Annotated in this window: 23 protein-coding genes; 7 read left to right on the top strand and 16 right to left on the bottom strand. The window is 38.9% G+C overall.

All coding sequences use genetic code 11. The features are described from left to right. Positions 1 to 267: 267 nt before the first annotated feature. Complete coding sequence (locus B5D82_RS04100) at positions 268 to 1,113, bottom strand: YiiX/YebB-like N1pC/P60 family cysteine hydrolase (RefSeq protein ID WP_081149453.1); 846 nt, start codon at positions 1,111 to 1,113, stop codon at positions 268 to 270. A 722-nt stretch (positions 1,114 to 1,835) separates the two neighbouring features. Between B5D82_RS04100 and B5D82_RS04095 the strand changes: the two genes are divergently transcribed. From B5D82_RS04095 to B5D82_RS04085, 3 genes are all read left to right on the top strand, one after another. Further along, on the top strand, positions 1,836 to 3,065 hold the full coding sequence (locus B5D82_RS04095) for a type III PLP-dependent enzyme (RefSeq protein WP_081149451.1): 1,230 nt from the start codon (positions 1,836 to 1,838) through the stop codon (positions 3,063 to 3,065). A gap of 259 nt (positions 3,066 to 3,324) precedes the next feature. Further along, complete coding sequence (locus B5D82_RS04090; RefSeq protein ID WP_081149449.1) at positions 3,325 to 3,702, top strand: RNA-binding S4 domain-containing protein; 378 nt, start codon at positions 3,325 to 3,327, stop codon at positions 3,700 to 3,702. 276 nt (positions 3,703 to 3,978) lie between these two features. Then, positions 3,979 to 4,581, top strand: a complete 603-nt coding sequence (locus B5D82_RS04085) for a peptidylprolyl isomerase (protein ID WP_172820617.1) — start codon at positions 3,979 to 3,981, stop codon at positions 4,579 to 4,581. A gap of 208 nt (positions 4,582 to 4,789) precedes the next feature. On the opposite strand, the gene B5D82_RS04080 is transcribed toward B5D82_RS04085, so the two are convergent. From B5D82_RS04080 to B5D82_RS04065, 4 genes are all read right to left on the bottom strand, one after another. Further along, positions 4,790 to 6,307, bottom strand: coding sequence for a type II secretion system protein GspD (locus B5D82_RS04080; protein WP_081149447.1), 1,518 nt, complete (start codon positions 6,305 to 6,307; stop codon positions 4,790 to 4,792). Positions 6,308 to 6,575: 268 nt separating this feature from the next. Beyond that, a complete protein-coding gene (locus B5D82_RS04075) occupies positions 6,576 to 7,493 on the bottom strand; it encodes an MBL fold metallo-hydrolase (protein WP_081149445.1) in 918 nt (305 codons plus the stop codon). Between the two features lie 178 nt (positions 7,494 to 7,671). Further along, on the bottom strand, positions 7,672 to 8,733 hold the full coding sequence (locus B5D82_RS04070) for a PQQ-dependent sugar dehydrogenase (RefSeq protein WP_245807552.1): 1,062 nt from the start codon (positions 8,731 to 8,733) through the stop codon (positions 7,672 to 7,674). Positions 8,734 to 9,090: 357 nt separating this feature from the next. Next, positions 9,091 to 9,420 carry a VF530 family protein gene (locus B5D82_RS04065; protein WP_081149442.1) on the bottom strand — a complete coding sequence of 110 codons (330 nt, stop codon included), beginning with the start codon at positions 9,418 to 9,420 and terminating at the stop codon, positions 9,091 to 9,093. Between the two features lie 494 nt (positions 9,421 to 9,914). On the opposite strand from B5D82_RS04065, the gene B5D82_RS04060 reads away from it, so the two are divergent. Next, complete coding sequence (locus B5D82_RS04060) at positions 9,915 to 10,415, top strand: IS110 family transposase (RefSeq protein ID WP_245807551.1); 501 nt, start codon at positions 9,915 to 9,917, stop codon at positions 10,413 to 10,415. A gap of 28 nt (positions 10,416 to 10,443) precedes the next feature. On the opposite strand, the gene B5D82_RS04055 is transcribed toward B5D82_RS04060, so the two are convergent. Beyond that, a complete protein-coding gene (locus B5D82_RS04055; protein WP_081149440.1) occupies positions 10,444 to 10,887 on the bottom strand; it encodes a hypothetical protein in 444 nt (147 codons plus the stop codon). Between the two features lie 183 nt (positions 10,888 to 11,070). Here B5D82_RS04055 and B5D82_RS04050 point away from each other — a divergent pair, with 183 nt between their 5' ends. Then, complete coding sequence (locus tag B5D82_RS04050; protein ID WP_081149438.1) at positions 11,071 to 12,114, top strand: IS110 family RNA-guided transposase; 1,044 nt, start codon at positions 11,071 to 11,073, stop codon at positions 12,112 to 12,114. Between the two features lie 899 nt (positions 12,115 to 13,013). Here B5D82_RS04050 and B5D82_RS04045 read toward each other — a convergent pair. Genes B5D82_RS04045 through B5D82_RS04035 form a run of 3 tightly spaced genes read right to left on the bottom strand, consistent with a single transcriptional unit; the run spans position 13,014 to position 15,036 of the window. Further along, positions 13,014 to 13,688, bottom strand: a complete 675-nt coding sequence (locus B5D82_RS04045) for a hypothetical protein (protein WP_081149437.1) — start codon at positions 13,686 to 13,688, stop codon at positions 13,014 to 13,016. 36 nt (positions 13,689 to 13,724) lie between these two features. Next, positions 13,725 to 14,741 (bottom strand): helix-turn-helix transcriptional regulator, encoded by a 1,017-nt coding sequence (locus B5D82_RS04040; RefSeq protein WP_081149435.1) that lies wholly within the window; start codon positions 14,739 to 14,741, stop codon positions 13,725 to 13,727. Positions 14,742 to 14,769: 28 nt separating this feature from the next. Further along, on the bottom strand, positions 14,770 to 15,036 hold the full coding sequence (locus B5D82_RS04035; RefSeq protein ID WP_081149433.1) for a hypothetical protein: 267 nt from the start codon (positions 15,034 to 15,036) through the stop codon (positions 14,770 to 14,772). A 276-nt stretch (positions 15,037 to 15,312) separates the two neighbouring features. Between B5D82_RS04035 and B5D82_RS04030 the strand changes: the two genes are divergently transcribed. Both B5D82_RS04030 and B5D82_RS04025 read left to right on the top strand, forming a co-directional pair. After that, complete coding sequence (locus B5D82_RS04030) at positions 15,313 to 15,681, top strand: hypothetical protein (RefSeq protein ID WP_081149431.1); 369 nt, start codon at positions 15,313 to 15,315, stop codon at positions 15,679 to 15,681. Next, positions 15,668 to 16,075, top strand: a complete 408-nt coding sequence (locus tag B5D82_RS04025; RefSeq protein WP_081149429.1) for a hypothetical protein — start codon at positions 15,668 to 15,670, stop codon at positions 16,073 to 16,075. Before B5D82_RS04030 ends, B5D82_RS04025 begins: the two co-directional genes overlap by 14 nt. A 296-nt stretch (positions 16,076 to 16,371) precedes the next feature. Here the strand turns inward: B5D82_RS04025 and gcvP are convergent, their stop codons facing one another. The 7 genes from gcvP to B5D82_RS03990 all read right to left on the bottom strand — a co-directional run bounded on the left by gcvP (position 16,372) and on the right by B5D82_RS03990 (position 26,193). Next, the gene (gcvP, locus tag B5D82_RS04020) at positions 16,372 to 19,272 is read right to left on the bottom strand and encodes an aminomethyl-transferring glycine dehydrogenase (protein ID WP_081149427.1); all 2,901 of its coding nucleotides are present in this window, start codon (positions 19,270 to 19,272) and stop codon (positions 16,372 to 16,374) included. Between the two features lie 202 nt (positions 19,273 to 19,474). Further along, the gene (gene gcvH, locus B5D82_RS04015) at positions 19,475 to 19,864 is read right to left on the bottom strand and encodes a glycine cleavage system protein GcvH (RefSeq protein ID WP_081149426.1); all 390 of its coding nucleotides are present in this window, start codon (positions 19,862 to 19,864) and stop codon (positions 19,475 to 19,477) included. A gap of 152 nt (positions 19,865 to 20,016) precedes the next feature. Then, positions 20,017 to 21,105: a glycine cleavage system aminomethyltransferase GcvT gene (gcvT, locus tag B5D82_RS04010; protein WP_081149424.1), complete on the bottom strand. Its 1,089-nt coding sequence runs from the start codon at positions 21,103 to 21,105 to the stop codon at positions 20,017 to 20,019. Positions 21,106 to 21,501: 396 nt separating this feature from the next. Beyond that, complete coding sequence (locus B5D82_RS04005) at positions 21,502 to 22,815, bottom strand: UbiH/UbiF/VisC/COQ6 family ubiquinone biosynthesis hydroxylase (RefSeq protein ID WP_081149422.1); 1,314 nt, start codon at positions 22,813 to 22,815, stop codon at positions 21,502 to 21,504. Positions 22,816 to 22,914: 99 nt separating this feature from the next. Then, the gene (gene ubiH / locus B5D82_RS04000) at positions 22,915 to 24,192 is read right to left on the bottom strand and encodes a 2-octaprenyl-6-methoxyphenyl hydroxylase (protein ID WP_245807550.1); all 1,278 of its coding nucleotides are present in this window, start codon (positions 24,190 to 24,192) and stop codon (positions 22,915 to 22,917) included. Positions 24,193 to 24,212: 20 nt separating this feature from the next. Next, on the bottom strand, positions 24,213 to 25,547 hold the full coding sequence (gene pepP, locus B5D82_RS03995; RefSeq protein ID WP_081149421.1) for a Xaa-Pro aminopeptidase: 1,335 nt from the start codon (positions 25,545 to 25,547) through the stop codon (positions 24,213 to 24,215). Between the two features lie 76 nt (positions 25,548 to 25,623). Further along, on the bottom strand, positions 25,624 to 26,193 hold the full coding sequence (locus B5D82_RS03990) for a UPF0149 family protein (RefSeq protein WP_081149419.1): 570 nt from the start codon (positions 26,191 to 26,193) through the stop codon (positions 25,624 to 25,626). Between the last annotated feature and the right edge of the window lie 116 nt (positions 26,194 to 26,309).

Raw genomic sequence — 26,309 nt, 5'->3', positions numbered from 1 at the left:
GATGCGAACATATGAAAGAACATCAAGAAAAGTCAGGATTTTGGATTGTAGTTTCCTGTAACCCTATAAAATATAAAAGCAATAAATGTAGAATGATTTATAAACAAAAAAAGTGAACATACGCCTTAATCAGCTCAGCGATGACGACTAATTCCTATAACAACCGGTCTGAAAGTAATAGGAATTAGTAAATTCATCATAATGATTTAATCCATTCACATATTTTTTACTGCTAACGGCCACCACAATACACATAAGTTACGCTCGTTATTTTGTATCAGAATGTCGAGTAATATCGCCAGTTTGGTCTACCCACTGAATATCTTTATAGTTAAAGCCCGTTTTTAGTGTCGGTTTTACAACTTCAAAATATGGCGATAAATCAAAATCTCTTGGAATAAAGTGGCTGTAATGCCTTTTTTCTAAACGACTTTTAGTAAGAAATCGGGGCTTTAGCCGTGATATACCTCGTGCAGGTACTTCTCTCGCATCTGACTTAGTTTTATCGGGAATTTTTAGCGGTAAAATCGGGTAGCGAATAGACTGAAAAGCCTGAGCAACTAAGGTAGAGCAAATCGCTTTAGTTGGGTCACCACTACCAAATTCTAGTAACCGACGACGAAAACGCAGAGGCACCGGTGGCGTAGGCAACAAATAACGCATTAAATCAATTATATTCTTGGTGTCGTATTGTAGGCCAATGCGTGAAGTTACAAAATCGAGCAAGGCGTCAGTATCTTCTTCAGTAAGGCTCACTGGCCGGCAAATACGCATATTAAATCCAGCATACTTTTCTAACGGCACGGTAATAACACCCTCCACTAAATCGGCTTCTAACAAAGGTAATAAGTGAGGTTTATCGCCAATATACATACAAACATGAGACCAAGTCGATTGGGTTAAATACTTAATCGCTGTACTGATGCGGCTATCGCCCTCGATTAACAGTATGTCGCCGGGTAGTAGGCTCTCTTTTAACTGCTCTGTAGAAAGCGTACTGAAGGTTGTATAAGAAGCGCGTGGTTTATTCAAAAACGTCGCTAACTTGTCACCCAGCGCATTACCAATACGAGAGAGTATACTCTGCTTTTGCTCTAGGTTTTTTACCGACATTACCAATATTCAGCCTTTATTAAACACTACTGTTTTGCCAACATTAAACACTAATCGGCACCTATTTATTATTGTAAACAGCATAAACCTAGCAACTTTTGCATGCAACTCTATAAGGGCTCCTTTCCTGAAATACATGTTTTGCTGTAACGCCCTTCGCACAAAGTCCTGTACTTAAAAAGCATACCTCTCGAGCATTATTTCGCTGAGCGAGATCGACTAAATATTAGATAAAATTAAACCGGGAAGTCTTGCCATATTATTCACTCATCTATGTAAACTAAGTTAACGTTAAAGCTAATTTACTGCCTGTCAACTTTCAATAGCCATGAGCCCATTAATGGTTAAACAGCCTAGTGTTAAATAAGCACTTTTTGGTTTTTTTATGTGTAATAGCGTTTCGATTAATTTAACTTATCAATAATATGTTTAATTTACACCACGCAAGGGCATGTTTTATATAAGATTAAAATTATTTTAATTTTATTAAAATTAAATGTTGCACAAATTTAAAACACACATTATTATCTCGCCGCTTCTTGATGATAGCCAATCCGAGTACATTACAAACCCTGTTTGTAGCAAGGCAAATGAGCAACTATCCAAGAGTGAATTTGACTGTGCATTAGCACTATTAATATCACTCAACTGACTCGTAGATAAACCTTATCCGAGCGGTTGCTTAGGACGGAATAAAAACGTCCTTATACTCGGAGAATACCATGGCTTTATCGACTCAATTAAAAGATTACACAATCAAACTACCTGCAGCAGCGGTTGCGGCTAACCAAAGCGAATGTTTTGCTTATGCGCAACCAACTAATCAAGAAATTGAACAACTAGCAGCACAGTTTGGCGCGCCTTTAATGGTGCTTGACTGCGAAGCTATTCGTCGCCAATACCATGCCCTTAAAAATGCACTACCCGGTGTTGCATTGCACTTTGCATTAAAGCCTTTGCCACATGCAGCGGTTGTACGCACATTATTAGCAGAAGGCGCGAGCTTTGATTTAGCCACCAGCGGCGAAATTGATTTAGTGGCAAGTGAAGGCGTACCGAGCGAGCGTACTATTCACTCACACCCAATCAAGCGTGATAGCGACATTCGTGATGCACTAGCCTATGGCTGTACTGTATTTGTGGTAGATAACATCAACGAACTAGAAAAATTTATTGCTTACAAAGATCAAGCAGAAATTTTGGTACGTTTAAGCTTTCGCAACAAAGATGCCTTTGCCGATTTATCTAAAAAGTTTGGTTGCAGTCAAGAAATGGCAATCGAGATTATTACCTACGCACAACAATTAGGTATTCGTATTAAAGGTTTATCGTTTCATGTTGGTTCGCAAACAGCTAGCCCAACTAAATACGTTGACGCGATTAACACTTGTGCAAAAGTGATTGCACAAGTAAGTGAACTTGGTTTACCGGCATTGAGCACGTTAGATATAGGTGGCGGTTTTCCGGTGCCTTACAGCGCTGATGTACTGCCAATTGATGTATTTTGTGCGCCAATTAACGTAGCACTTGCACAATTGCCAGAAACCATGCAAATACTTGCTGAGCCTGGTCGCTTTATTGTTGCAAGCTGTGTAACCAGCGTGGCATCTGTCATGGGTCAAGCCGAGCGTGAAGGTAAAACATGGTACTACTTAGATGACGGTATTTACGGCTCGTTCAGCGGCTTAATGTTTGATGAAGCAGCATACCCAATCGACAGTGCAAAACAAGACGGCATGCGTTTTGACTCTGTACTAGCAGGCCCAACATGCGACAGCATTGACGTAGTTAGCGAGTCAATTATGTTACCTAAGCTAAACAATGGTGATTTAATTATCAGCCGAATGATGGGGGCGTATACCCTAGCAACGGCTACCGATTTTAACTTCTTCAAACGTGCTGAAGTAGTGGTATTAAATGAGCAAGTACACAGCCAAGTATTAACGGGCTAATAGCTTAAGCTAGTTTCCCCTCGCTATAGGTACGCTGGCTTGTATCTGTACAAACATAAAACGCAGTTTACTACTGCGTTTTTTCTTTAAACAATACGGCTTTTATCAATAGACTATAAAAAATTCAAATTAACCATATTGCCCTAGCTGATTATTGTATTCTAAAAAGTGGATGTTTTGTTATTTCGCTTTATTCAATAACGGTTATATATGCTAGAATATAACCATATTATTAATTGAAAATTATTAGGCGTATTTCATGTCTGCACACTCAACTTACGACATTTGTGTTGAACCTATAGAACTTTATAAATTACTTAAAATTGCCAATATGGTTGGCGGTGGCGGCGAAGCTAAAACCATGATCAGTGAAGGTCATATTAAAGTAAATAACGAAGTTACCGTGCAAAAGCGTAAAAAAATTCGCCATGGCGATATTATCGAACTTAACGGTAAAGCTATTAAAATCGCTTATAACCCTGCCCAAAAATCAGCAGAGTTCATTAATACCGTTGTTTCAGCGACTAAAAATGCAAAAAAGAAAAAAAGAGCAAACAGTAAAGCGCCGGTTGCTACATCAGAAGCTGGTACTAAACCATCGACTGAACGAGTGAAAAGAAAACCTACTTCAGTTTAATTGAGCAGAGTTTTATTATTTGTAGCTTTAAAAAATGTCATGAAACATGTTATGACATCAAAAACCGAAAAACTTTATAATAAAGTTCTTCGGTTTTTTTGTGTTTTTCTTTAGCAAAAATAAAAAAACTATATCAATAACACTAACTCCAGCTTTGGTTTGGTTTGGTTTGGTTTGGTTTGTATTAGGTTGAATTGATTAACTTTGCTTAGTGAAATTAATCACTGTTAAAATACCTCGCTTTTCGTCTATCGCATTATATATAAAGGTAATCACGTGTTCAGAATTTTACTAGTTTTGCTTAGCTTATTTATGTCGTTACAGGTGTTTGCTGCAAATACAGAAGGACAATATATTCAACCGAGTAATTTATCCCCGAAAGTTCGAGTAGAAACCAATATGGGTAATATCACTATTGAACTTGACCGCTACCGAGCGAAAATTACGACTAATAACTTTTTAGGTTATGTCACGCGAGGACAATATAATAAAACGCTGATCCACCGTGTAGAAGATGGCTACCTCATTCAAGGAGGTGGTTTTATGACTAACTATACTGACGTTGAGCACGACGAGCCTATTTTTAATGAGTCTGGTAATGGCTTAAAAAATAAAACGGGCACTATTGCAATGGCAAAGCAGCTTACTGATGCGCATTCAGCAACAAATCAATTTTTTATTAACTTAAACGACAATAGTAACTTAGACCCTGGCAGATCATGGGGTTATGCGGTTTTTGGCGAAGTTGTCGAAGGTTACGAAGTTCTGGAAGCTATCGCACAAGTAGAAGTGGGTTACAGTGAGCAATTAGGCTACACCACCGTACCAAAAAAAATGATCACTATCATCAGAGTCGTTATTCTTGATGAAGCGCTTTGAGCTAAGCATAAAATCTCATAACGACTAGGCTAACCTCATACTTAGGTAATAACGGCGTACAAAAAAGTACTATAACCTTAGATATACCCTTTTTAAATCATGCCAACACAATATCGAAAATAATGCTTATGAACTTTATTTTTACGAGCTACAGCTTTAATCAAAGCTATAAATTCAGAGGACAGAGTTGAGTTTACGCCACCAGCCATTAATTAAATAAAACTGACTCTTTATTTTTTTTCGTTACGCTTTCATTAGGTCGATTAGACATAATGCTGTGCGAATCTTCAGACAAAATATACGGTGTTAAAACAATAATAAGTTCACGCCGCTGAATTTCATCATCCACCGAGGTAAATAACTTACCTATCACCGGAATATCGCCAAGTAAGGGCACTTTTCCTTCACGTTCTTCCGTGCTTTTACTGACTAAACCACCAATAATGATCGGTGTTCTATCAGGAATACGTGCAAATGTTCGTACTTTCTTACTTGATGACCCTTGTTTTTCAGCCAAAAGCACACGCCCTCCTTCTTCAGTAGGGGCATAAACTTCACCATTATTTTCGTCATCTTCCGACTCAACGGTAATATCAAGCTCTAAAGTTAACCATCTTCTGTCAGCTGAAACTCTAGGTTTTAAATTTAAGGTTATGCCGATCAATAACGGGCTAAATTCATAAGAACTAACTTGCAATCCTCCTGTTTGACTAAGCGTACTGCGTAATTCGGGCGACTGAATAACATCAACAATTTGAATAAAAGCCTGCCTGTTACTTACTGCTAGTACACTGGGTCGCGACAGCACTTCAGCTTTGCCCTCTTCAATCATAGCTTTTAAATACACCCGCTCTTGCTGACCAGGGGAATATACATTTTCACCATTAAGTGGGTCGATAATAGAATTTTTTAAATAATTAAAGGTGTCTAATCCTGGCATCAAACTACCAATAGAAATTGATTTATCACCATCAACTTTATCGTACTGAATACCAAACTCTTGGCTGTCTTCTTCTCTAATTTCTAACACCATAGTTTCGATATACACCTGTGGTGCTGGCACATCAAGCTTTTCATAAACTAGCCATTTAAGTTTTTCAAATTTATTGGCTTTCGATGGATGATAATAAACCAGTAAGCGATCAAGCTCTGCGACATTTGACGTGCCAAGCGGGCTAATTTTAGTGCCACCCGCATCTGATATGTTATATCCCTCGCTATTATTTTCACCAAAAGCTACTTTAAGATTATTCGCTTGAGAAGGTAAAACAATAACCGGCAGTTCATCACAATTAAACTGACTTGCTGTTTCGACGCTAGCGTCTAACACTTTATATCCCATAAGGTTTAAGGTCATTGCCATGCTCGACAAGTCATGATTAGACAAGCGAATTTCTTCCAACATTAAGTCTTTTAAAGCGAAGGATTTTTGTTTTTTGGTGGTGTTATCTATACCGCAGTGGTCAATATCAGCATAAAAAGCAGCTTGGGGGTTTTCTACTTTCGACTTTACTTGATTGTTGCCGCTGTTATGCACCAATTTAAGCGACGTATTTGAGGGAATACCATACAAATTGGGGATGGTTGGCTTATTTAAGTTTTCAGCTTTTACAGCAGCCGATTCAGCAGGGTTTGCTTGTGTTGAATGTTTGTTTTCATTTACCGAGCTACATGCACTCAATATCACCAGAGTCAGTATGCGGCAAACATTTATCCCAATACACATCCGCTGTCCTATTTTTAATAGTTATTATTAAAGCGTTATTTATGTCACCTCAAAGTAATTTAATAGTAGAAATAAAAGCTCGACTTAGCCAGAAAACACAAAATTTAGTTATTTGGCAGCTAAAAGTAAACAGTCGCCGACACTGACTTAACAAGTAATGTAGTTTTAATCAGAAAAAATCCTGCTATTGAAATTGCGTTAATAACTACGAAAATTAGCTCGGTATAAACATCTGGATCTAACTCAAGTTATTAACAAGCCTATTCATTTAGTTAGTTGGATAAAGAATGAAATCATCAAACACTTGCTTTTTTACTGGCAACTTTGCGTTTGGTAACCAGTTAACTAACTGTTCTAGGTGTTGTATTGTTAGTTGTAATTTACGCTCATTTTTATGCGCTTTGGTTGTAAATGGATAGTCGACACCTGGTTGTTTTGTCATCTCAATATGAGTACCTAAAATGTGCTTTACTGTTTTTGTTTGAGCATATTTGTACAGCTTTTTCAAACTCTTACTAAAGGCCACAAAATTTTCCTGTTTAAAGTAAATGCGTCCGGGATATAAAGAGTCTCCGGTAAACAAAATCTGAGTTTCATAATCATATAATGCTAGGTGCGCATCTTGGTGTCCTGGCAATGGTAAAATATCAATGCGCCGACCGCCCAAATCTAATTGATAAATGCCATCTGGCCAATGATTAAAACCAAAGAAACGCTTAACCGAGTCAAGATCTTTGCCAATTACTTGCGTATTAGGTCTGTCTATAAATAGGCTATCGCCCGCCACATGGTCACCATGTCCGTGGCTATGACTAACAATAAGCTCAATGGTGTTGAGATCGTTATCAATTAACCACTTTTTGATAATATTATCGACTATTTGGCGTTGCCCAAAGTCTGACGCGCCAGAATCTTGCATTAATACTTTGTTTTTGCCAAAGAGCAAATAAATAAAAGGGGCTTCAAAATTAGTACACACTGACTGGCGTATAATAAATAGGTTTTCATTGTACTGATGCACTTGCCCTTTAGCTTCTGCCGCGCAATCAACACCATTTATCCATGTTTTTGGGAATGTATTAGGGAACTCCATTGAAATTGATGACGCAGACCAACTTGTCAGTAATATTATGGCTATTAATATGAAAGATGAATGGCATTTTTTTCTTAAATAAAGTGATAACATATAGCGCACTCTTAAGCGTTTGGGTGTTAAAAACCTTAGCAGTAAGATGGATTTTTTTCTAGTTATTAACTGTGGTTAACTGAGCTAAACAAGCAGCGAACTAAAAAAGACGAGTTTGCCCTTAGCTCACCCTCGCTTCGCTTGCAGTTAAATCAATAAACGCGCTTACGACTTTTAACTATTCAAGTATTAATCTATAAATCCCCTGACCATCAACCGCAACATAGATATAACCATCGGGTCCCTGTTTAATATTACGCACACGGCTTAGATCATCTTTAACTATTTCCGCCTTAACAACTTGGTTACCGTCTAGTGTTAGCATGAAGACCTGACCAAACTTTAATGAACCAACCAGAATATTACCTTGCCAGTTAGGGTACTTGTCACTGGTTACAAACGTCATACCTGAAGGTGCTATTGAGGGATCCCAGTACCATAAAGGTTGCTCCATACCCTGCTTTTTCGTTAAGTCTGTAAAGACAGTACCAGAATAATTAATGCCATAACTAATAACTGGCCAACCATAATTCTTACCTTTAGCAATAAGATTGACTTCATCACCACCACGCGGACCGTGCTCATGGCTAAAAATATCGCCTGTTATAGGGTGCTTGGCCATACCTTGCGGGTTGCGATGGCCATAAGAATAAATTGCAGTTTTAGCGCCGTTAGTTTTAACAAAGGGATTATCATCGGGTATACGACCGTCATCATATAACCGATAAACTTTACCGGCATCACGTGTAATATCCTGAGGGTTAATATCTCTTTGGCCTCTATCACCAATAGAAAAATACAAATAACCAAAGTTATCAAACGCTAATCGACTGCCAAAATGAGAATTTTTTTTACTGTAAGCTTGAGCAATATAAATATCTTCTTGTTCGCTTAGGCTTTTACCATCGAACTTTGCCCGCATAATGGCGGTACTTTTATTGCCTTTGTTGTCAGCTTTTACGTAAGACAAATACAGCCAAGCGTTATTGGCATAGTCGGGGTGTAAAGCAATATCAAGTAAACCGCCTTGACCTCCAGCGACTACCTTTGGCAAACCCGTAACACTCTCTGCACTATCACTGCCCTTTTTTACGACTTTTAACTCACCACTGCGCAAGGTAATTAACAAATCACCATTGGGTATCCACGCCATGCCCCAAGGAATACCTGAATCAGCCCAATACAACTGCGAGACAAGTTTTGTCTTTGTTACTTCAGCGCTATTAACGAAAAAAGGCATAAACACACAAGCCAAAAATGGCATCAACAGTTTTTTTCGTAACCTAATGCTAAGTAGCTTGATGCTAAGTAGCTTGATGCTAAGTAGCTTGATCTTAAGTAATTTTATCTGTTTTAGTAATGGCATAATCGTTATTCCTGTTGAACTCGACTAATGTCATGATAAGTGATTTAGTGACAATTAAAAGTAAAACCTATTTACTCAATTGAACAACACAAGACATTATTTTAGTTAACAAGAAGTTATTACGGATGGCTTGATAAGTTTGGCTAATTTAAATCTAACAACACAACATTGAGACTTAAACAGCCAAACAGTGATATTGAACAGCATTAACTTCAATGCTAGTTGTCACGTTTATTTATCTTCCAATGTTGGCCAAACAAAAGGAGCAGGTTTGCTGGAGGTCTTTTCTACTACGGCTGTTTTTTGAGAGAGTATGCCCCTGATCACATTCCCAGTTGCTTTATGCTTACTGCAAAATGTTTTCAGGTATAAAATTTCAACTCTACTGCGTGCCCAAGGGGTTGTACGGAGAAATTTTAAACTTGATTTAAGACGCGGTTTATTAGTAAAACAACGAATATTAAGTAACTCACCCATCTTATCCCAACCAACTTCTTTCTCAAGTTCAATGAGGATTTGTTCAAGTTTTATGCCGTGAAGCGGCTCATTACCTTTATTCATTAGCTACCTAAAATCAAAAAATAGCATTGTACCAAGTTTCCTTAAAATATTAACTATGCCACCCATAATAAATTTTAGCGACATAAGCTGACTAAGCCTCACCACAAACTTCGAAGGTATATCAGATTAATTAGGGTCAGGTACACATTAACAACATTTATCCATTTAATTCTTTGAAAAGAATCCCCTAAAACCTTGTAAGATATGTATCTGAGGGTTGTTTACTTTGAGAATAATATCCTTGAAATTTAATGTGTATCTGACCCTACTTTATATGTGATTTCCTCCTGCGCTGGCCATCACTTGAGCAAGTTAAACGCGCAAGAAAACAAACCATCATTGATTTTTTCAACCAACATAATTCACGTTATCCCGCCGTCAATGAAAAGCGGCTCAATGACATTAAACAGGCCGAAGCCCTAACAAATGACGATGCTATCATCCAACCCAACCTGTTGCTGGTTGAATGTTTAGTTGCTCAGCTCAAACCCTTAATGCTGTCAATCGAACGCTTCGATCATGACATTAAATCGATCTATAAAAAGCATAACGACCGATTTATTTACGATAGTTTACCTGGCGCAGGCCCTCAAATGGCCCCTCGATTATTAGCGGCAATGGGGTCAAATCGTGAACGTTACCAATCGAGTGAAGAAGTACAAAAATACGCAGGTATTGCGCCCGTAACCGAACGTAGTGGCAAAAAAGAATGGATACATTGGCGATACTCATGCACCTCATTTTTACGGCAGACATTTGTTGAATGGGCAGGTCAATCGGTGCGATATTCGTTTTGGGCAAAAGCCTATTACCTGCAGCAGGCGGCGAAAGGAAAACCACATAACACCATCATCAGAGCGTTGGCATTTAAGTGGATCCGAATACTGTTTCGGTGTTGGAAAACAAAAACCGCGTATGATGAATCAACCTATCTAGAAGCATTGAAACGTAAGGGTTCCCCCTTATTGAAATATGCAGTGGAAAGTAAGTTTTAAGACTTACGGTCCACCTCAGGGCGTGTTGTTATATGTCAATTAGCTGATCACATGTGAATATTTCAGAGTGATGAAATTGTAATAAGTATGCTTCAGATTCAGGGTAAATAAAAACATCATCTGATGAAGGATAACAAAAATCATCATATCTGATAACAAACAAAGAAGTCGGTAGTCTAATTGCTGTTGAGTCATCCCATGACAAGAATACAAAATTATCATCTAATAATGATTCACTGAGCCACTTATTTACTTCAGGGCTTTCCGAACTGATTAAGTTAGGCGAACGTTCAGGAAGTTTTTTAAATTCAAGCATTAGCCTTTCATGTAGTTCGAAAGCTTTTGATTTAGGAAGTGGCTCAATTAAAGTTAGCTCTTCATCTGATAAATCAGAATCACTATTTTGATCCCATCTCCAAAATAGTGGAAAGGACTTTATATCAGTTTTGTCTTTCGAGTTGAAACTAAACACCTAACCTTTCCTTGACATATAACACCCAAATAACAGGCTAAAAATAGTGGGATAAAATGGAGCGGAGCGAACAGCCCGCTGTTTTTAGTCCTTGTTGATTTGCTTGATACTAATTGAGCCTTCTCCCCGAAGTCTAGCACTGAGCTAAACTTCAAGGCGACCAAACCAAAAGGAGAAAGCTCAATGAAATTCTATACTACTTTACATAAATATTATTGCGGAATCGATCTACATGCACGACTTTTATATGTTTGCATACTTGATGAACATGGTAATAAACTCGTTCATCAGAAAATAAAAGCCGATCCTCATCAGTTACACAAGCTACTCAAACCCTATATTGAACAGGTGGTGGTTGGGGTTGAGTGCATGCATTGCTGGTATTGGGTCAGTGACTTTTGTCGTGAGATAAATGTTGAGTTTATTTTAGGCCATGCGCTTTATATGAAAGCTATTCATGGCGGAAAAGCTAAAAACGATAAGATAGACTCCTATAAAATTGCTAGCCTAATGCGCGGAGGGAATTTCCCACTTGCCTACAATTACCCAGCAGAAACACGCGCAACCAGAGATTTACTCAGAAGACGCACCTACGTTATGCGACATGGAAGTGAATTAAAAGCTCACGTCGTAAACACCGACAGCCAATATAACTTGCCCGCTCAATCACTTAATTTAAAAAATGTCAGTGCCCGTGACGGACTGCGAGATTATTATGATGATCCTGTTGTACAACGGATGATAGCACTCGACATGAACATCCTAGATTGCTACATCAGAGAGCTAAAGCATGTTGAGTCATTTATCGAAGGAAAAGCCAAAGAACATTATGGTGCACTACTCAATATCGTTCGAACATTCCCGGGTATTGGTCAAATTCTAGCATTAACCATTTTATATGAAATTGGCGACATCAACCGTTTTCCCAGCGTTCAACAGTTTGCCTCTTATTCACGATTAGTGAAATGCAAAGCAGAGTCTGCAGGGAAAACCTATGGTACTAGCGGTAATAAAATCGGTAATGGTTATCTGAAATGGGCTTTTAGTGAAGCCGCGGTGCTTTACCTTCGCGGTAATGACAACGCCAAACGCTATTTAGCTAAATTACAAAAACGCATGAGTAAAGGTAAAGCGTTATCTGCACTAGCACATAAAATTGGTCGCTGTGTTTACTTTATGCTTCGAGATAGGCAGGTTTTTGATGAAGATAAGTTTTTAAACCGTTAAGCCGCACAATGGCGAGAGCTGAACACCTAACTGGATGAGTAAGAGCATCTGATTAATCATCGCGTCCGTTTAACTGAAAGTTGATGATTATTATGCCGAGTAGTCCAAGCCACTTCGCTTGATTAGACTCGCCATTGGTGCGCATTAACGTTAAAAGTTGCAATGAACAAGCGCGTTTACACCTTAACTGAGTCTTAAACTAACTGAACTGTGCCCAAAGGCACTGAGTCATCATGCTTGAATAGTACCAGCGTAATAGAACTGCGGGGTCAGGTTCTTTGAAATGTCCGCAATGCCGGATCTCCTGTCATAAGCATGACGGAAGTAAAGGTCTGCTTTTCGCACCAAGAAGACATTAGATGGTGTGATTTACATCTGGTTTTTGAGGGTTCTTAGAAAGTAGAAATGTACGTAAACTGGACATAGTATAGTGCCGGAATATTAAGAAGATAAAAAGTGATAACAAAAATTCAATAAAAAAGGCGAACCATTTCTGGTTCGCCTTTAACATTTCACAAACTTAGTTAATTTTTCAAACTTAATTAAACTTTCACAAACTTAATTAATGGATGACAAAAATGTGTAGCTGTAATAAAGTTTGTGACTAATCGCCCTCAAAGGCTTTTATTTTACAGCTACTAAATTTAATAAAGTTTGTGACTTTTGGATAAAATTCTATTTTCTATATCAATTTATCTTAATAAAGATTGTGACTAGTTAAGCATCTGACCTGATATCATTTCGTAAAATGTATTAACGAAACCTGTGAGTGGAAAATAGCACTTAAGTGTCTCTCAATTACATCTGGTATAACACAGCCACGTGTTTTTTTTCCATCAATGTCCATTTATAAATTAAGTGGGGATTTCACACTACGTATCTCAAAACGTATAACGAGATTAGCTAACAGCACTCGTTATAAAATCTATAAAATAATACTTTCCTGTTTTATTATCGTATTTTTTCGATACTCTATTCCACCAAGGCATACCGGCATGAGGAACACGAGCACACTTTATACCTCTTTCTTTTAACTCAGAAATTAAGTTAGATTTTTTAGCGTGGTTCCAAGCCAATGTACTTGAAAAAATAACGATGTCAGGCTTTACTATAGCCGTGACTTCACTTACGACATCTGCACTTACCTTCGAATCCATGGGAGAAACTTCTATAGATTTACCTGTTTTTTCCGCCGGGCGTTGAAAGTAATTTAGATAACATACCTTCTGAAAAGGTTGTTCAATAGCAAACTCCTCAACTTTAGATTCGATTAAAGCTTTAGAAAGATTTTTATAAATAAGCTTAGACTTTTTTTTCCAACCATCTTTTAGTCCATTTCGTATAATGTTTGCTGTTTTCATCCAACCTAAATCTTTAAAAGCACTGACATCAACGCCTGCATACCATTCTTCTGGATTATGATGGTACTGACTATCTTTATCTAAATAGTGACTCTCTCCTAAAATGAGCAACTTGTGTTTTGCCTCGTCATAACCATCCCCTATCCAGGGAATAAGGTTCGGGTATTTTTGGTAATGTGCTATTGAAGATAATTCTTTTGTAAATATTGTCATTTCGGTCCCTTTTTACAGCTGGAGTACATTTAATTGTTATTTTATATATTTATATTGCTCTAGTGATTGTTGTAAAACTTTTATAACCTTATGTTTAAGATAAACAGGCGCTACACATATGACGTCAGCACCATATCGCAATATCCATGCAACCAAGTCATAGGTTGGGATACAGCTAAATTTCACATTCGTCCATTCAGCTGAAGTCTGCACAAGTTGTTGGTCATCTGCCAATTGATTGTTTATGAGGGTATCTAGTGCAAATCCCTTTACTTTTAATTCCACTAATTCTATTTCGCTATTCGTTTTCAATAACCAGCCAGATGGATTTTTGGCGAAGTACTCTTGCAGAGTAAAAGAACGTGGAACTTCCACATCGGTATAGTTATTTACTGCTGTGTTAATTCGATGAAATAAGAATAACCTAGGTTTTTCAGGGCTATTCTTTGTAGTCGCCACCAGATAATGGCTCTGCCCTCGGATGATTATTCCTAATGGGTTTAAGCAATAATGAAGCGCATCATTTTTATCTTTTGCTTGATAAGTAATCTTTATTTGGTTTTCATTTAGTACGCAATCGTAAATAACTTTACGCTCACTTTCAGATATAAACTTACTATTGTTAATTAATGGATAGCCATCTGAAATAACCTGTAATTTTTCCTGCCATTTGCTATATGCATTATCTGAATTGAGTGTACATTTAGCGTCAGCTATTCGCACCTCTGCTCGAGTAGCATACTCACTCGGCATTACCTTGAGCAAAAGTTTTTCTGATAAAATCAACATCAGCGCTTCGGTCGGTTGAATTCCTTTAAACTTGCTCGTGTGATTTTGAATACAACCCCAACCGTAGCCTTCAGCTGTATCTTCTGAATAAAGTCCACCTATATCTGTAAGCTTAATTAAATCTCTTTCGACAGTGCGTTTGCTAACATCAAATCCTTCATCCATCAGGTGTTGATGTAAGGCAGTCGTCGTTATGGGGTTCCCTGGTGATAATGGGATTTTTCTCAACATTTCTAAATGGCGTAATGTAGTACTTTTAGACATAACAGCGATTACCTAGAATATTTATTTTTTAGTGACTATACATTTTGTAGTGACTGTCTTTTTTCCAAGTGATTTTGCAATTTACCAGATTAAAATAACTTTTTAATTGTGCTTTATATGCGTTATCAAATAATGAACTATCCATATAAATGGTCATTCGGTTGATAAGTGGTGAATAAACTACCCTTCCTCTTGGAAGTTCTTGATACTCACTACCAATCAGTTCTTTAAAGTTTGGTGAATATATCTGCCTATCTTCCCACTCCGTAATATGCTGAAAAGGACTATCAACCATACCTATTTCATCAGGCGTCAGTTTTTCTATCGCTATTTTTTTAGCGATTAAGTTACTTTTATAAAACCAAAATATACCAACGTTAATAGTTACTTCCTTTTAAAATTTAAGTGAAATCAATTTAAATTTAATATCTTAGATAACAAGAATTTTTACCGTAACACATAATAATGGCAGTCGCGACAACCAGTGTCGCTCAAGAAAATAATTTATTACGACACTACTTGTCGCGTAGATAGTTAAGCTGCTTTCATGATAAAAAATCAGCTAAGAATTATGACTAACAAAAGTGATGTGAGTTTTGAATACAGCAGAGTATTGCAATTATTGGAGCAATTTAGCCTTTATGGATGCGCAGAGTTTACTATTGTCTTTGGCACTATAACGAAAGACGCTGAGTACTCTACATGGTCAACGCCTGATGATGATTTTAAAAAGTACAAAGAGTCTGGTTTTTTCGAACTTATGCAGCATTTATTAAGTATTTTTGTTGAATATAAAAGCCAGCACATATTACTTAAACACTGCCACGCCATCATTCAAATAACACAACATGATATTGCTATTGAATGGGTGAGTAAAAAAATTGCCGAGAACGCTATTACTTCAATCCATGAGACTGAGAAAAATAATGTTAATAAATGATAAAAAAATTAATATTAAATCGCTAAATGATGTTTTTATTGAGCATCAAGCATATCATCGGATGAAATTAGTATGCTGCCCCACCGCATTAAATTGTTATCAATATCTAAGAAAAACCAACAGTGTACGTGAAGGAAATGTGAGTACTTTTCCGCAAAGTTACCATGAGTATGAAATTCATGTTTCAGGAGAAGCATTGAATTGCTTTGAGAGTCACCCTATCAGTATTTACGTATCTTTCAAACAAGACTGGCAGGCTTGGAAGAAATACGGTAGCACTATACAAAATGTAATAAATTCGCAAAGCGCTATCTTCGTGAGTTCCGACGTTTATAACGTGCTAGATGGTGAAATTAACTTTTATAACCCCAGCATTATTGTATCAACAGTTTAACTCTTGTTGTGATTGGAATAATACTGGGTGTCTGAACCTTAAACCCATCCAAACTTCTGCCTTCAGAGGGAAAATGGCAACTACATAAATGCGAACAAATCGTTCACAAACACACCAAATTTGTCCCTGAGAACAGACCTTGCAGCAACAAGGCAATACAAAATCCATTGGTTTATATCTAACAAATAAAAAAGGCGAACCATTTCTGGTTCGCCTTTAACATTTCACAAACTTAGTTAATTTTTCAAACTTAATTAAACTTTCACAAACTTAATTAATGGATGACAAAAAAATAACTAGTCTTCATAACTAGAAACCGGAGGGCAGCTACAAATTAAATTACGATCCCCGTATACATCATCTATACGGTTAACCGTTGGCCAGAATTTGTTCGCTGCTGCCGCAGGTACTGGGAATACGGCTTCTTGAATCGTGTAACCACGATCCCAAGGTGCTGTAATATCCGCTAGTGTATGTGGCGCGTTGTGTAGTGGGTTGTCTTCGCTTGTCCACTCACCTGACTCAACTTTACGTACTTCATCACGAATCGACACCATAGCTTCAATGAAACGGTCAAGTTCTACTTTTGACTCTGATTCTGTTGGCTCAATCATGAACGTGCCCGCTACTGGGAACGACATGGTTGGTGCATGGAAACCGTAGTCATTTAAACGCTTTGCGATATCGACTTCTGTAATTCCAGATGACGCTTTAAGTGGACGTAAATCAACAATACATTCGTGCGCAACACGGCCATTTTTATCAGAGTATAAAATTGGGAAATGTTTGCTTAGTTTTGTTGCTAAGTAGTTGGCGTTAGTAATCGCGTATTTAGTCGCGTCAGTAACACCTTTTTTACCTAGTAAGGCAACGTATAGGTATGAGATACATAATATACCGGCACTGCCGTATGGTGCTGCTGAAACTGCGCCATTACCTTTGGTGTTTTCGTTAACGTTAATCAACGCATGGTCAGGTAAAAATGGGGCTAAATGCGCTTTAACGCCGATAGGACCCATACCCGGACCGCCACCACCGTGTGGAATAGCGAAAGTTTTGTGTAAGTTTAAGTGTGAAACATCAGCGCCAATTAAGCCTGGTGATGTAACACCTACTTGGGCGTTCATGTTTGCGCCATCAAGATAAACTTGACCACCATGCTCGTGCACTATGTTACAAATTTCAGCAATGGTAGTTTCATATACACCGTGCGTAGACGGGTATGTGATCATGATACAAGATAAGTTGTCGGCTAACTCTTCTGCTTTCGCTTTTAAGTCGGCCATGTCAACGTTACCTGATTTATCACAAGCAACTACAACTACTTTCATACCAACCATCATGGCAGATGCTGGGTTAGTACCGTGCGCAGATGATGGAATTAAACAAATATTACGATGCGCATCGCCACGGCTTTCATGGTATTTGTGAATCGCGATAAGGCCAGCGTACTCGCCTTGTGCACCTGAGTTTGGCTGCATTGAAATGTTGTCGTAGCCAGTAAGCTCTACTAACCAATCGCCCAATTCATCAATCATTTGCTTGTAGCCTTGCGCTTGGTCAACAGGGGCAAAAGGATGCATGTTGGCAAATTCAGGCCATGATACTGGGATCATTTGTGCTGTCGCATTAAGTTTCATGGTACAAGAGCCCAATGAAATCATTGAATGGTTAAGCGCTAAATCTTTGTTTTCTAACTTTTTGATGTAACGTAGCATCTCAGTTTCACTGTGATACGAGTTAAATACTGGGTGCGTTAGAATGGCTGATTCACGTTGTAACGTGGCAGGAATTGACGAATGACCATTATCAGTAATTTGCTGATCAAGTGCTGCTAAGTCTAAGCCGTGCCCTTCGCCTAATAAAATATCAAACAAAGTGTTTACGTTTTCACGTGTGGTAGTTTCATCTAACGAAATGCTGATTTGACCTTCAACGTCAGTGCGGAAGTTAACGCCAGCAGCTAGTGCGCGTGTAACGATTTCATCTTTATTACTTAAGTTAAACGTTAAGGTATCAAAGTAGTTAGCGTGCAAAGCCGTTAAGCCTTTAGACGCTGTACCTAAACATAAAATATCAGCAAAACGGTGAATACGTTGTGCAATAATTTTTAAGCCTTTAGGACCATGATAAACCGCGTAAAACGCCGCCATGTTCGCTAATAACACTTGTGCAGTACAAATGTTTGAGTTGGCTTTTTCACGGCGAATGTGTTGCTCGCGCGTTTGCATGGCCATACGTAATGCTGGGTTATTGCGCGTGTCTTTTGATACGCCAATAATACGACCTGGTAATGAACGTTTGAATTTTTCAGATGTTGTAAAGAATGCAGCGTGTGGTCCGCCGTAGCCCATTGGTACACCAAAACGCTGAGTTGAGCCGATAACGGCATCTGCACCTAATTCGCCTGGCGCTTTTAATAGCACTAAACTCATAATGTCAGCAGCAACAGCAACAATACCTTTTTTCTCATGCACTTTAGCAATTAAATCGCTAATGTCGGTGATTTCACCTGTGGCACTTGGGTATTGTAATAACGCGCCAAATACGTCGTGATCAACCACTTCGTTGGCTGGTGCTACAACGATGTCGAAATCAAACATTTCAGCACGTTGCTTAACTAAGTCGATAGTTTGCGGGTAAACGTCGCTTGAAATAAAGAACAAGTTTGATTTCTTGTTTTTTGACACACGCTTCGCTAATGCCATGGCTTCAGCAGCGGCTGTACCTTCATCAAGCAATGACGCTGACGCTAGGTCTAAACCTGTTAGGTCGATACACATTTGTTGGAAGTTTAATAAAGATTCTAAACGCCCTTGTGCAATTTCTGGTTGGTAAGGCGTGTATGCCGTGTACCAGCCTGGATTTTCTAACACGTTACGTAAAATAACGTTCGGTGTCAGTGTGCCGTAGTAACCTAAACCAATATATGTCTCGTTTACTTTGTTCAAGCTTGCTACTTTTTTTAAGTCAGCTAAAGCTTGTACTTCTGTTTTGCTTTCTTCGATAGCGGGTAAATCAGCTAAACGAATATCACTTGGTACGATTTGATCGATAAGCGCGTCAATTGATTCAGCACCAATATCGCTAAGCATCGCTTGCGTTTGCTCGGCATTAGGACCAATGTGACGACGAATGAAATTTTGCGTTTGCTCTAATTCAGCTAAAGATAACGAGTCATTATTTTGAGTAGACATAAAACAGCTTCACTATAAAGTTGATAGTATTTAAAAAATAAAGCCTCAAACTACTAGTCAGTCGGAGGCTTAAATATCGTTTTCGTAAACAATCTGCTTTTAGGCAAGGCGCTGAAGTTGTGAGTCGTATGAGCTTAGTGTACTAAGTGATTACGACGAATAACGAAAGCAACGCAGTATAAAAGTAGAGTGTGCCCGAAAACTAGTCTTCGTCGATCGAGTTTGCGTACCCTTCAGCATCAAGTAAGTTCTCTAACTCACCTTCGTCTTCAATTTTTAACTTGAATAACCAACCGTCACCAAACGCGTCTGAGTTTACTAGCTCTGGTGAATCTTCAAGGTCTTCATTCACTTCAATTACTTCACCTGTTACCGGTGCGTAAATGTCTGATGCAGCTTTTACAGATTCAGCTACGGCAACGTCGTCACCTGTACTTACTGTATCGCCAACTTCAGGCAATTCAACAAATACCATATCACCTAAAAGGCCTTGTGCGTGTTCTGTAATACCTACAGTAACTACACCGTTGCCTTCGTTACGTACCCATTCGTGTGATGTTGCATATTTTAATTCTGAAGGAATGTTGCTCATTGTTTGGTTCCTAATCTGTATTTTAGATTTTTGTTTAAATGTCGATAGTATGAAGCTGCTTGCGCCGAACAATCATACTATAGCTTAAATTTTTTGCATTTTTAATAAGGTTTTATCACTATCTAATGAAAGTTAGCGTAGACCCTATTGCTTTAAAAAACTTTTTTGCCGTTACGCACAAAGCTAGGCTTAATAACTTGCACTTTCACTAGCTTTTTACGCATTTCAACTTCTACTGTACTACCGAGCGCAACACCACGTGGCACACGTGCCATCGCGATACTGTGACCTAAAGTTGGAGAAAAAGTACCAGAGGTAATAATACCTTCGCCAGCTTCTGTAAGTACTTTAAGACCCGGACGTAATACGCCTTTTTCTTCAAGTACTAAGCCCACTAATTTAAGTTGGTCGCCAGCAGCACGTTGCTCCGCTAGTGCTGCTCTACCGATAAAGATACGATCTTCTGGTTCCCAGCTAATGGTCCAAGCCATGTTAGCGGCTAATGGTGAAACACTTTCGTCCATGTCTAAACCATAAAGGTTCATACCGGCTTCTAAACGTAAGGTATCGCGAGCACCCAAACCACAAGGTTTAACACCAGCATCTAGCAATTGTTGCCAAAGGTCAGCAGCTTGGTCAGCAGGTAAGGCAATTTCATAACCGTCTTCGCCTGTATAACCTGTTGTGGCAATAAATAAGTCGCCCGCTTGTGCTGAGAAAAATGGCTTCAAACCATCAACAGCGGCTATTTGCTCTGCGCTAAGTAACGTGGCGACTTTAGCTTTTGCTTCTGGACCTTGTATGGCGATCATGGCAAATTCTGGACGTTCAGTAACGACTACGTCAAAACCTACAGATTGTTCGTTGATCCACGTTAAATCTTTTTCGCGTGTCGCTGAGTTAACAACTAAGCGATAATCTGTATTGCTGAAGAAATAAATGATCAAGTCATCAATAACACCGCCTTCTACGTTACACATACCGGTATAAAGTGCCTTACCAACAACATCTAGCTTAGCAACGTCGTTAATCACTAAACGACGTAAAAATGCTTGTGCATCTGCGCCTTTAATATCAACGATAGTCATATGTGAAACGTCGAACATACCAGCGTCTGTACGTACCGCATGATGTTCTTCAATTTGAGAACCATAGTTGATAGGCATTTCCCAGCCGAAGAAATCAACCATTTTGGCGCCAGCTTCTATGTGCTTAGCATGTAATACTGTTTTATTTGTCATCGTACGTTTCACTCACGTTAGTTGTTTTATCTAAGTTTTTTTAGCGGCTTAAATTAACCACAATAACTAAACCTAGGATAAAGACGGAAGATTTACAAAAAGTGCCGATGATTATAGCCCTGAGTAACTGTTGATTCAACAGATAAAAACGCACATTTGAAATTTTAAACCGACTATAGAGAGTATTTAAAATTATATTTTCAAAAAGGCACAATTAAAAAATATAATTCCTTGTACCTATAAAATACAAGCCTGTGGCAAACTTAAATTTTATATCCGCGAAAAGAATAAAAGTAACTATTTTCCCAACTAATAAATTTGTCATTGGTAAGATGAGAAAATAGCGTTTTTCTTGACTTATTAATGGTCAATAAAAATGAGGTGTTTAAGATAAAATTAAGACTGATTATTATGCTGAGATATATTTTGTGGCACTTGTTGTGTTCGTGCTTTGGCTAATTTTGGTAAATTGCCTTTAAGACCTAACGCTTGATTTATCATTATCGCTTTCGCTGGTTTAAAGTTGTTGAGCAACGACATACCTAATCCACGCAGTAATTTAATCGCGCTTTGCTGTGGCGTAAAGGCTTGTTTAATGGCTTCCATCGCGGCGATCATTTCTGCCGCTTCACTTTTACGCCAGCGGGCAAATTGTTGTAATGATTTATCGCTGCACCATGCGTTATCATCAACAAAACCACTCGCTTGTGCTTTATTAAGTTGCTCAGTGATGGTTTGTGATAAAGCCGCGGCGTCAAGTAAACCTAAGTTAACGCCCTGCCCAGCTAACGGATGAATAGTATGTGCGGCATCGCCAACCAAAACCATGCGACCTTTAGCAAACGCTTGGGCAAAACGCATAGTTAACGGATACGTAAATCGTTCGCTGACTAATGTTACCTGTCCAAGTTTCCCGTCACTAGCAGCGGTAATTTCCTTTCCAAACTCTTCTGCTGACAAAGTCGTTAATCGAGTAGCTTCTTCAGGGCTAGTTGACCATACAATAGAACATAAATTATTTTGATATAAGGGTAATAGCGCCAACGGCCCTGTGTCTAAAAATACTTGCCAAGCAGTATTTTGATGGCCTTGCTGACATTTAACCGTGGCAACAATGCCATGATGATCATAATCTCGAAACGTTAACGGCACATTCATTTGCTTGCGCACCCAAGAATTTGCACCGTCTGCGCCAACCACTAATTTTGCTACTATCGGCATAGGTTGGCTGCTGCTGTTAGACTCGAAGGTGGCAAATACTTCGTTTTCACTCGGGTTTAGTTGTTGGAGTTTATGCTCGGTAAAAAACTCGATACCACTGTCTTGCGCGGTTTTATGCCACAATGCATTACGTATAACTTTATTTTCAATAATAAAACCTAATTGCTCAGGGCCTTTGCCTACGGCTGAATGGCTAACATCTTTTAAAGCAAAATCAAGTTGTCCGTAACCGGCTTTATCCCAAATATGCATATCGTGATATGGCTGCGCGCGTTGAGCAATAATATCTTGCCAAACGTTAAGGTTGTTGAACATTTGCTGACTGGCAGCATTAATGGCGCTAACACGAACTTCAGGCTCATCACTAATCTCGCCAACCGGCGCGTTATCAACAATAGCGACACTAAGCTCACTTTGTTGGCGAATAGCCAGTGCCAGCGTTAAGCCAACCATGCCGCCGCCAACAATTAACAGATCAAATTTTTGCATTATATTTCACATTCATTTTTAATTTGCATAACTCACAGGTATTTTTATTATTGTTCACTTAAAAATCATAACTTATTGCTGATAGCTGATAGCTTAAAACTAATAACCCATCGTTTTCTTAACTAGCGCGTTTTTAAGCGTTGGAAAATAGTTTAATACTTTTAAACCAATATTGCGCCCTGCTACTAACGGTGGTAACTGATTCGAAAACAACGTCACTAAAGAGTCGGTTAAGCTGATCACTTGTTTTTGATCTTGCTGACGCGCCTTGCCATATTGCATTAAACTCGCAAAAGTACCGATATCTTGTTGCTGTGCTAAAGCTTTTTTTACTACCTCTGTCATCTCGCTAACATCCCGTAGTCCTAAATTAAAACCTTGTCCGGCAATAGGATGAATAGTGTGTGAAGCATTTCCAATTAGCGCCATACGATGATAAACCTGCTCGCTCGCTTGTACTAATTTAAGTGGATAAATAACCCGTTTACCGACTTGGGTTATATTGCCGAGCCAATGCCCAAATGCTTGCTCTAACTGCTGAGAAAATTCGTTATCTGACAGGTTCAGCATTTTTTCCGCAAGCTCAGGGGTTAATGTCCACACCAAAGAGCAGCGCCCTGCACTATTTTTCTTTGCTGGGCTATATTTAGCACTAGCCTTTGTCGAATTCGACAAAGGCAGCATGGCAATTGGGCCCGTTTCGGTAAAGCGTTCATAGGCAATATTATTGTGATGTACTGTGGTGGCAACATTGGCGATTAACGCCGACTGCTGATAGTCACGACAGGTAGTGGCAATGTTAGCAAATTGTCGACATGGCGATTTTGCGCCATCACATGCCAGTAATAAAGCTGCGGATAATTTTATCCCAGAACTTAACTCGACATTAACTTGCTCAGCTTGCCATTTAATATCGTTAATACTGTCAGGGGTAAACCAAGTCACATTACTTTTGGTGGCTAATGCTTTTAAAAAAGCCGCGCCAATGCTCGGCATATCAGCAACATAGCCAAGCGCATCAACACTGTGATGCTGGGCATAAAGCCGTGCTTTACCATAATAACCGCGATCTGAAATATGAATGTTTTTGATCGGCTCAGCATGATTTTGTAAATACTGCCACGCGCCAACAGAAGCTAAATAGTCAGCACTACCATGTGATAAAGCTAATACGCGATCATCAAAGCTCGGCGTCGATTCTGTTAATATAGAGTTAGCTTCGATAATAGCTATTTTCAGAGGTTTTTGATTATGATCACGCAGCGCAGATAGGCTCAGCGCCATAAGGCTACCCGATAAACCGCCACCCGAAATGATCACATCAAAGTGCTTGGCGGTATCAGGGATATTATTTGAGCTAGCTGCACTCTTTTCCATTGTTAACCTATAGTGTGAGTTTACTGCGACATTAACGCTTCAATATCAGCGATGGTTTTTGGCGCATTAACCGTTATGTTTTCAAAACCGGTTGCGGTTACCAATATATTGTCTTCGATACGCACGCCAATACCACGCCATTTTTCATCAACTGTTTTATCACTGCTTGGGATGTAAATACCCGGTTCAATAGTCATGACCATACCGGCGACAAACGGACGTAATTGCTCGCGCTGTGGGCTAGCATGGTAATCACCAACATCATGTACATCAAGACCTAACCAGTGCCCTAAACCATGAATAAAATACTTTTTACAGGCACGTTGGGCTAATAATACGTTTACGTTACCCTTTAAAATGCCTAAATCATATAAACCTTGGGTGAGAAACTCACAAACTATGCGGTTTAATTCGGCAAGCGTTTGGCCAGGTTTAATGGCGTTAATAGCTAATACTTGGCTATCAAGCACTAATTGATAGAGAGTGCTTTGTTCAGTATTAAATTTGCCATTCACCGGAAATGTACGGGTGATATCAGCGGCATAACCGGCTAACTCTCCACCGGCATCAATCAATAATAAGTCACCGTCATTGAGCACTTCGTCATTGTCGGTGTAATGTAAAATATTGGCATTGTCGCCACCAGCAACAATTGAATTGTATGCAGGATGACGCGCGCCATTAGTGGCAAATTCGTGCAGTAATTCTGCTTCTATTTGATATTCAAATTTACCCGCTTGAGTTTGTTGCATGGCTCGTTGATGTGCAGCGCCACTAATGACATTAACTTGACGCATAATGTCGAGCTCGGCATTGGATTTATGTAAACGCATCTCATCGAGTAAACCACTGCAATCAATCAAGGTGGTTGGCGCTTTAACACCAGTTCGAGCCGCTTTTCTAATTTCAGCTAACCATGTGAGTACTTGTTGCTGAAATTGATTTTGCTCTTGCTGACAAATTAATACCGCCGCTTTGCCCATAAATAGCGGCAATAATTGCTCGTCAACTTCGTCTAAACTAAAGCAGTTGTCAAACTTGTACATTTCAATAGCTTGTACTTGACCAACGCGCCGCCCATGCCAAATTTCTTGTAGAGGGTCTTTTTCACGGGAAAATAAAATGCTTTTCGCTGACTCATCACCTTTAATTAATACCAAAATTGCATCTGGTTCGTTAAAACCAGTGAGATAATAAAAGTGCTTACTTTGGCAAAACGGATATTCGGTATCATTACTGCGCGTGACTTCTTTGCCGGCAGAAATTAGTGCAAGGCTATTGGCTGGCATTTGGGCAATAAAATCGTTTCTTCGCTGAAGAAACTCAGCAACGGGCAACAAGGTATTTTTGATCATGGTTATCAGCTTACTTTTTATAGCTAAATTTTTATCACTAAAGTGCTTTAATTGAAAAGCACTTTAGTCGAAAGTTCTAGTGCAAAGTTTCTGTTTTATCCTGTTGCGCTGGTGGTGCGCCTAATTCGGTAAAACAGAGTAAAGCGGAAATTCTGACATATTCAGCAATTTCAAAATAAGCTTGCTCGGTAGCTTCATTTTCTTCCATTTCGTCAGACAAGTTAGCAATTTCACCAAAATCTACCAGCACTTCTTTAACATCTTCAGACAAAGCCGCATTTTTTGTTTGTTGTAAGCCAAAGCCTAAGTTAAAGCCTTGTACCCATTTACCCAGTGCATGTCCGCGTTCAATAATTGAGTCGTCGTCATCTGGTAGCATTAATTGGAAACCATACGAGTCATCAAGAATTTTCTGCCAAATATCACTGTAAATGTCTTTTACTAAGCTTTTAATTGCTGTTGGTAATCCTTCAGCATTATTGAGCATGTCGTTAACCATAGCGATATAGTCACTACTTTCAAACTCAAAGCCAGCAGAAATCAAACCTGTGAGCACACCATGAATTTCAGCGGCATGTGCTTCGATACCTTCACTAGTTAAAATCGCTTGTACGGAGGAAAAATCTAAAGAGGTGCTATCAGCCATAAAATATAAATTCAATCGGGGTATATTGCTAGCTATCTTAACATTGGCATAGCCTTGATTCCAGAAAAAACCATAGAGATCACTTGCATAGTGTAACACTCATCGTTATAGTTCCC

Origin of the sequence: Cognaticolwellia beringensis, assembly GCF_002076895.1 — a bacterium.
GTDB classification, from domain to species: Bacteria; Pseudomonadota; Gammaproteobacteria; order Enterobacterales; family Alteromonadaceae; genus Cognaticolwellia; species Cognaticolwellia beringensis.
This window is presented reverse-complemented; position numbering and strand designations above follow the sequence as displayed.